Here is a 7,019-nt window from a genome sequence, read left to right on the forward strand (position 1 = left end):
CGAATGGGACATGCTGCCCGATTATGGTGCGGACCAGCCTGCCGACGACAAGCGCCCCTGCGGCCTGACCCCGGGCCATCACGCCGAATGGGGCGGGCTCCTTCTGAAGATCGAAGCGGCCTGCAAGAAAACTGGCCGCCCGGTGCCCGACTGGCTGCTGCCTGATGCGGTCGCCCTGTTCGACAAGGCGATCGAGCTGGGCTGGGCGCCAGATGGCGAGCCGGGAATGGTCTATACTGTGAGGTTTGACGGAGAGATCTCTGTCCCCAATCGCGCCTGGTGGGTGCAGGCAGAACTCGCGAATACGGCTCTCATGCTGCATCGCCGCACGGGGCAGGTCTGGTTCGAGGATATTTATCGGAAAGCGTGGGACTTTATCGCCGATCGGCTGATCGACCACGAGGCCGGCGGCTGGCGCCCTGAAGTCGATGCCGAGGGGCACCCAAGTGGCGTGGTCTATCCGACGCGAGAGGATCTCTATCACGCCTTCCAGGCCACGGTGACGCCCCTCATTCCCGTATCCGCGTCTCTCGCAGATGGCTTGCGCTGAGGCCGCACTGACAGAAACCGGCTAGTAGTTTGCGGTAATCGCTTCGTTGCCCCAGAGTTTTTCGAGCTTGGCGTCGCGCCCGCAGCCCCGGCGGTAGAAGCGGTATTTTATCGGCGTGGTGCGATAATAGTCCTGATGATAATCCTCGGCCGGCCAGAAGTCGCTGGCGTCTATCACCTTCGTGACGACCGGTCCGGGGAGAACGCCCGACTCTTCAATCTCATTGATTTCAGTTTCCACAACGTCCCGCTCTTCGGCGTCGCTGACAAAGACGGCTGTACGATAGCTCTCGCCCTTGTCGCAGAACTGGCCGCGCGGATCGGTCGGGTCGATGGTGCGGAAGAAATGGTCGACCAGCTCTTCATAGGACACACGGGTCGGATCATAGCTGATTTTCACGGCCTCATAGTGGCCCGTATCGCCATAGGTGACCTTTTTATAGGTCGGTTCTTCGACCGTGCCGCCGGTATAGCCTGACACCGTTGAAACAACGCCGTCGACCTTGTCGAAATCGGCTTCGACACACCAGAAACAGCCGCCTGCAAAAATCGCAGTCGACAGTTTTGACGTGCTGGCTTCCGGCTCGCCGCTCTGGTCTGCGACGGCGCTCCACAGGAATCCTGTTGCGATGGCAGCGGCTCCGGCGAGGGCTGCGATTGTGGTGGTTTGCGAACGTTTCATGGTCGTGCCGATTTTTGTCTTGTGTAACGGCGATATGGCGATCAGCACCCAGGTTTGGAGGGCTCAATTGCATATCTCACGAAAAGGTGTTTCCAGCCTCAACGCCTATTAACCATGATTTGGGGTTATTTGTCAGCTTGAAAGGCGCTCGACTTCTGCTTCGGACAGCTCGGAATTGTCATAGACGTTCTGAACATCGTCGAGTTCATCGAGCACATCGAGCAGCTTCATAAGCGTGTCGGCCTGGTCGCCCTCGACCGGGACATTGTTCTGCGGTTTCCAGATAAGCTTGGTCGATTTGGCCTCGACCTCGCCGAATTTTCCTTCGAGCGCGCTGGCGACGTCCATCAGGTCTTCACGCTCTGTATAGATCCAGTGGCCGTCCTGGTCGGACTGCACGTCCGTCGCGCCGGCCTCGATGGCCGCTTCCATGATGTCCATCTCGCCGCCGGCCTCTGGCGGCAGTTCGATCTCGCCGACCTGGTCGAAGCCGAAGGAGACAGAGCCTGTCTCGCCAAGGTTGCCGCCATTCTTGGAGAATGCAGAGCGGATCTCGCTTGCCGCGCGGTTCTTGTTGTCGGTCGAGGCCTCGACGATGATGCCGACACCGCCCGGGCCAAAGCCTTCATAGCGGATTTCGAAATATTCCTCGCCGGCCCCGCCCTGACCCTTGTCGACGGCGCGCTTGATATTGTCCTTCGGCATCGACTGGCCGCGCGCATTATTCATTGCCAGGCGCAGACGCGGATTGGCGTCCGGGTCAGGTCCGCCGAGTTTCGATGCGATGGTGATTTCCTTGGACAGGCGCGCAAACAGGGCGGCGCGTTTCTTGTCCTGCGCACCCTTGCGGTGCTGGATGTTGGCCCATTTCGAATGTCCAGCCATGTCGACCTCATTTTTCTTTGCCGCTGAAGCGGTCTGTGTCCGCCGATCTAGCCGAGCTGCGCCAGATTTGAAAGATATCGATGCAGACTTACAGATTTCGCAAGGAAGATATTAAGACAGCTTGCCTAGATCTTAAGACTTTAGGCAGCTGGAGTGCGCCATGAACCTCGCAAGACTGATAGACCGGATTTTCGAGCTCGATGGTGGCCATCAGGCGTTTGATTTCGGCGCGTTCGAGATCAGATCCGCCTTCCAGCCGATCTACGCGATCAACAATAATGCCGGCATGCTGTACGGGGTCGAAGCGCTCGCGCGGCCGCTGTTTCGCGGCAAGTCGATCGAGCCGATGGATTTCTTTTCCCGGCTGTCGTCGCGCGACCGCTTTGTCGCCGACTGGGCGTGTCTGCTCCTGCACATTGCCAACACAGCCGCCTGGCAACTCGGCAATACGAGCCTGTTTGTGAACCTCAATCCCAATTCCTGTAACTACACCTCGCAGATGATCCACGGCCTCGACCGCTATGCCGAACTGGTTGCCGAGAAGGGGCTCAAGCCGTCAAATGTCGTGTTCGAGATCACCGAGGAAGATGGCGGCGACAAGGCCGCGCTGTCGGAGATCGTCGACAAGCTGAAATCGGTCGGCTTCAAGATCGCGATTGACGATTTCGGCGTCGGCAGTTCTGATCTGATGCGCGTCATCGAGCTTCAGCCGGATATCATCAAGGTTGATGCGGGCTGGTTCCGCCGCATGATGGAAGGCGAGGATACCCGCCAGTTTGCCCATTCGATCATCCTGAAGCTGCACGAGATGCGCGCCCACCTCCTGTTTGAAGGGGTTGAGACACCGCGTGAGCTTCACTGGGCGCGAGAATGCGCCGGGTCTCTGATCCAGGGCTGGCTGTTCGGCAAGGCGACGCATATGGGCGAGGCGACCGAGGCCAAGAAAGTCGCCATGCCTGCGACCAAGCTGCCGCAGCAGAAAAGCGCCTAGGTCTTCGCAGGCACAGCGGCTGCAAGCTTGCCGCCCATGCGTAGCGGTTCGATCCTTGTCGCAAGCCCCGTCTTGTCATCGGTCTCGACATAGACCCCGCACAGGGTGCCTTCACCGAGTGCCGGCGCGTAGCGCTCGCCTGGCAACTGCGTCGCAAAGCGGTTGATCGAATTTTCCTTCTTCATGCCGATGACGCTGTCATAGTCACCGCCCATGCCGGCATCTGTCTGATAGGCGGGGCCGTTTTCGAGGATCATCAGGTCGGCGGTCGGTACATGGGTATGGCTGCCGACGACGAGGCTGGCGCGGCCGTCGCAATAATGGCCCATGGCCATCTTTTCGCTGGTTGCCTCGCAATGCATGTCGACAATGAGCGCGTCTACCGCCATGCCGAGCGGCATCGAATCCAGGGCATGGTCGGCGTGGTGGAAGGCATTTTCCAGCTGCTGACGCATGAAGACATTACCCTGCAACTGCACGACACCCACGCGTCTGCCATCTGACAGGACGAAGACGTGCGCTCCCTTGCCCGGAGCCTTCGCCGCCGCCGGATAGTTGATCGGGCGAAGAAGGCGTGGTTCGCGCTCGATATAGGTCAACGCCTCGCGCTGGTCCCAGGCATGATCGCCGAGGGTCAGGCAATCTGCGCCGGCATTGAAGAAGTCATTGGCAATGGATTCTGTCAGCCCGAAGCCGCCAGCCGCGTTCTCCGCGTTCACAATCACGAAGTCGAGCTCAAGGTCACGGCGCAGGCCGGGCAGATAGTCCATCACCGCGGTGCGGCCCGGTTTGCCGACGACATCTCCGAAATAGGCAAGTTTCATGGGCTGAGGATATGCGCCCGCAACAGGCAAAAGAAAAGGCGCGCCGGGCAGTTTCCGGCGCGCCTCGATATTTCAGTTGATGTGACGACTAGTTTTTGTGCGTCGCCGAGAAGCCGAGATACTCTTTGGTCAGCAGGCTCGGGTCTTCCATGGTTGAAAGCGTTTCGGCCGACAGTGGCTCGTTCGGATTGAGCTTGACCGTCAGCGTGCCCGGCTCGGTAATAAAGCCGGATACAGCTGTTGCCAGCTCAGTCACGATGTCCATGTCGATGCCGCTGCCCTGGGCCATCATCGGGGCCATACCCATCATCATGGCGGCTTGCGCGCGCATCTGCTCAGGGTCTTCGCCCGACTGGGCGGCGACGGCGTTGAAGATACGGTCAACCAGGCTGTCATCTTCGACGGAGAGTTCGAAATTGTAGAATTCGAGCTCGTTCATCGCTTCCTGGAAGGCCATCGGATCGGGCTCAGCGCCCTCTGCCATGTCCTCGAAATCGAAAGCCGTCATGACTTCCTTATTGTACGCCGCATACCCGGCCAGCTTGCCGCCGAAATTGAATTTCGCGCCGTCGACCAGCTCGAAATAATTGTCCTTGGCGGCAAAGGTGATGACGTCGTTTTCAGGATCGTAGGTCGATGTGCCTGCGCCCTTCATTTCGATCGACTCATAGCCGATCATGCTGAGCCCCTGTGCGAGGCCAGCGCCGGCTTCGCCGCCATCTGGATCGGCATCAAGCGTCATCGAAAATGGCTCGGTGACGAATTTGACCGGCTGGCCGGCCGCATTGCGTTCCACAGAGGAGTCGAGCGATGGCATCTTGAAGCTCGCGCCGGCGGCCTCAACCGAGAAATTGTCCATGGCGATCCTGTCATAGCCAGGGTCCATCGGTTTTTCGTAGACCTTCTCCATCACGGCCTGCGCCAGCTGCTCTTCATTGCCGAGGTTCTGCTGGACGGCTTCGAGGAAACCGAGATCGAGGCCCGACATGTTGAGCGAGGCCAGCGACATCTTCACAGGCGTACCGCTGTCTTCGTCCATGACATCGAACTTGAGGTCTTTCAGCACGGCGCGGGCCGCCTTCTGGTCCTTCAGGTCACGGACTTCGAATGAGTTGATGCTGAAGGTGCCGGTTGCGTCTTCATCGTCGAAGGCCGCAGCGATATCGCTGATCGTCCAGGCGTCGAAACCGATCTGTTCGGCGCTCGGGAAGGGCGCCTCGGCGTCAGCTGCGCCAAGATGCGCGGCCAGCCAGGCGGCGAGCTCCGGGGTCGGGTTGAGCACTTCAATCGCGCCGACCGTCACAGAGCCATTGTCCATCTCTTCGTCGTCGATCGAGATGTCGGACAGGGTCATTTTCGAGAAGGACGCCTTGCCGTCGACCATGTCGAGCCCGTCAAAGACGAGCGAAGCGGCGCTCAGGCCGTCTGCTTCGTCGCCGGCAATGGTGACATCGCTGAAAGTCGCCTTGGCGCCATCCACCGACTTGTTGCCGTACACGACGACGCCGTCGCCGGAATTGGTCAGCGACATGGCTGCCAGGGCGTCATTGGCTTCGGCAGGATCGCCGGCACGCACAGAGACTTCGCTAAGCGGCCGGTCTGCTGCATCGCCGCCGTCATTTCCGCAGCCGCTGAGCACTGCAATGGCTGCTACGCCAGAAAGTAGGTATTTCATAATGATAGGTTCCCCTAAACTAGATCCTTGAGATCGATTCGAACGCGCCGTTAGCTCCGAGCAATATCATGACTGTCGATAAAGGCCAGACTTTGACACTTACTTCCGCAACCGGACGGGCCATTCCCGTCCGGATCGAGATCAACCCACGCGCTAAACGCCTCATTTTAAGGCTTGATGAACAAAAACATGAAGTTGTCGCGGTTGCGCCGAGCAAGCGGCTGGTCAAGGACGCGGCCCGGTTTGCAAGCGAGCGCATAGGCTGGATCGAGAGCCGTCTGGCGCTGTTACCGGACCAGATCAGGCTGGCGCCGGGGGACCGGTTCCAGCTGTTTGGCCGCGACTGCGTCATCTCGCTGGAGGGGGAAGGGCGGCGCGCCAGTCTGATCGAGGGCGATCCGCTGGTCCTGTCTCTGCCGGGCGATTCCGACACGGTGGGCCGCAGGGCGGAGCGGTTCCTGAAGACGCTCGCCAAGCAGGAGCTTACAGCCGCTGTCGAGGCTTATTGCGGCGAGCTTGGGGTCGATGTGCGCCGCGTTACGGTGAAGGATACCCGCTCGCGCTGGGGCTCGTGCACGTCCGATGGGCGGCTGGCTTTCTCCTGGCGGCTTATCATGGCGCCGCGCGAGGTGCTGGAATATGTCGCCGCGCATGAATGTGCGCACCTGCTTGAAATGAACCACAGTTCGCGCTTCTGGGCGCATGTCGAGCGCTGCCGGCCAGCCTGGAAACGGGAACGCAGCTGGCTCAAACGCCACGGATCGAAACTTCACGCCGTTAGAATCTAGCCGGTCAGGCGGTCGTCGTTTCGGGGGTATCAGTGCCGGCCTTTTCAGGCTCTTCCTTCTTCACCGGCTGCTGTTCGGGCGCAAAACTGATGATCGTCGCGCCTTCGCCGCCACGCGCTTCGCGGCTCGGACCAAGCAGGACGAGCGTTCCGTCCGGGCGGATTTCGGCGACAAGATCGCCTTTGGGGCGCTCGGCGAGGAATTGTTCGAGCGTGTATTTGTCCGTGAGGCGCGTGCGCGAGAAGGTCCAGCCGCGATACTGGTCGCGCACCAGGCCGTCATAGGTGCGCCCGCGCCGGATCAGCGTGCGCCCGCGGGCAGACGAGCCCACAGATTTGTCGTCCACATCGTCGCCTTCCGACAGCGATAGCTGATAGACGCGATGGCGGCCCACTTCGGGGGCAAACTGGTTGCAGACGAGCGCATTGTGGGAATCGTTCGTCGACAGCGCCACCACGGTGGCAAAACGCGAATGGTCGAGCTTGATCTCGGCATCTTCGGACAGGACTTCGCCGATAAACGTGTCGAGCCCCACCTCGCGTGCCGGTCTTAGCCGGCGATAATTGCTGTCAGCCATGATGACGTCGATCTTGCTGGCCTTGAGCGCCTTGGCAAATTCCACGCT

General features: G+C 60.1%; 8 protein-coding genes. 3 read left to right on the forward strand and 5 right to left on the reverse strand.

Annotated elements, in window-relative coordinates; genetic code table 11:
• Positions 1–550 (forward strand): AGE family epimerase/isomerase (locus WA989_RS04105; RefSeq protein WP_424339242.1); only part of this gene is annotated, 550 nt, incomplete at its 5' end.
• 21 nt (positions 551–571) lie between these two features.
• On the opposite strand, the gene msrA is transcribed toward WA989_RS04105, so the two are convergent.
• Entirely contained in the window at positions 572–1,231 is a 660-nt protein-coding gene (msrA, locus tag WA989_RS04110; RefSeq protein ID WP_424339243.1) for a peptide-methionine (S)-S-oxide reductase MsrA, read from the reverse strand.
• Positions 1,232–1,363: 132 nt separating this feature from the next.
• On the reverse strand, positions 1,364–2,116 hold the full coding sequence (locus tag WA989_RS04115) for a YebC/PmpR family DNA-binding transcriptional regulator (RefSeq protein ID WP_424339244.1): 753 nt from the start codon (positions 2,114–2,116) through the stop codon (positions 1,364–1,366).
• A 160-nt stretch (positions 2,117–2,276) separates the two neighbouring features.
• On the opposite strand from WA989_RS04115, the gene WA989_RS04120 reads away from it, so the two are divergent.
• Positions 2,277–3,107, forward strand: coding sequence for an EAL domain-containing protein (locus WA989_RS04120; protein ID WP_424339245.1), 831 nt, complete (start codon positions 2,277–2,279; stop codon positions 3,105–3,107).
• Here WA989_RS04120 and WA989_RS04125 read toward each other — a convergent pair.
• Entirely contained in the window at positions 3,104–3,931 is an 828-nt protein-coding gene (locus WA989_RS04125; protein ID WP_424339246.1) for a TIGR00282 family metallophosphoesterase, read from the reverse strand. The genes WA989_RS04120 and WA989_RS04125 overlap by 4 nt on opposite strands.
• Positions 3,932–4,019: 88 nt before the next feature.
• Positions 4,020–5,606 carry a hypothetical protein gene (locus WA989_RS04130; RefSeq protein ID WP_424339247.1) on the reverse strand — a complete coding sequence of 529 codons (1,587 nt, stop codon included), beginning with the start codon at positions 5,604–5,606 and terminating at the stop codon, positions 4,020–4,022.
• Positions 5,607–5,698: 92 nt separating this feature from the next.
• Between WA989_RS04130 and WA989_RS04135 the strand changes: the two genes are divergently transcribed.
• Positions 5,699–6,394, forward strand: coding sequence for a M48 family metallopeptidase (locus WA989_RS04135; RefSeq protein WP_424339248.1), 696 nt, complete (start codon positions 5,699–5,701; stop codon positions 6,392–6,394).
• Between the two features lie 4 nt (positions 6,395–6,398).
• On the opposite strand, the gene WA989_RS04140 is transcribed toward WA989_RS04135, so the two are convergent.
• Positions 6,399–7,019 (reverse strand): NAD-binding protein (locus WA989_RS04140; RefSeq protein WP_424339249.1); only part of this gene is annotated, 621 nt, incomplete at its 5' end.

It is taken from the genome of Henriciella sp. (assembly GCF_049649345.1).
Lineage (GTDB): Bacteria > Pseudomonadota > Alphaproteobacteria > Caulobacterales > Hyphomonadaceae > Henriciella.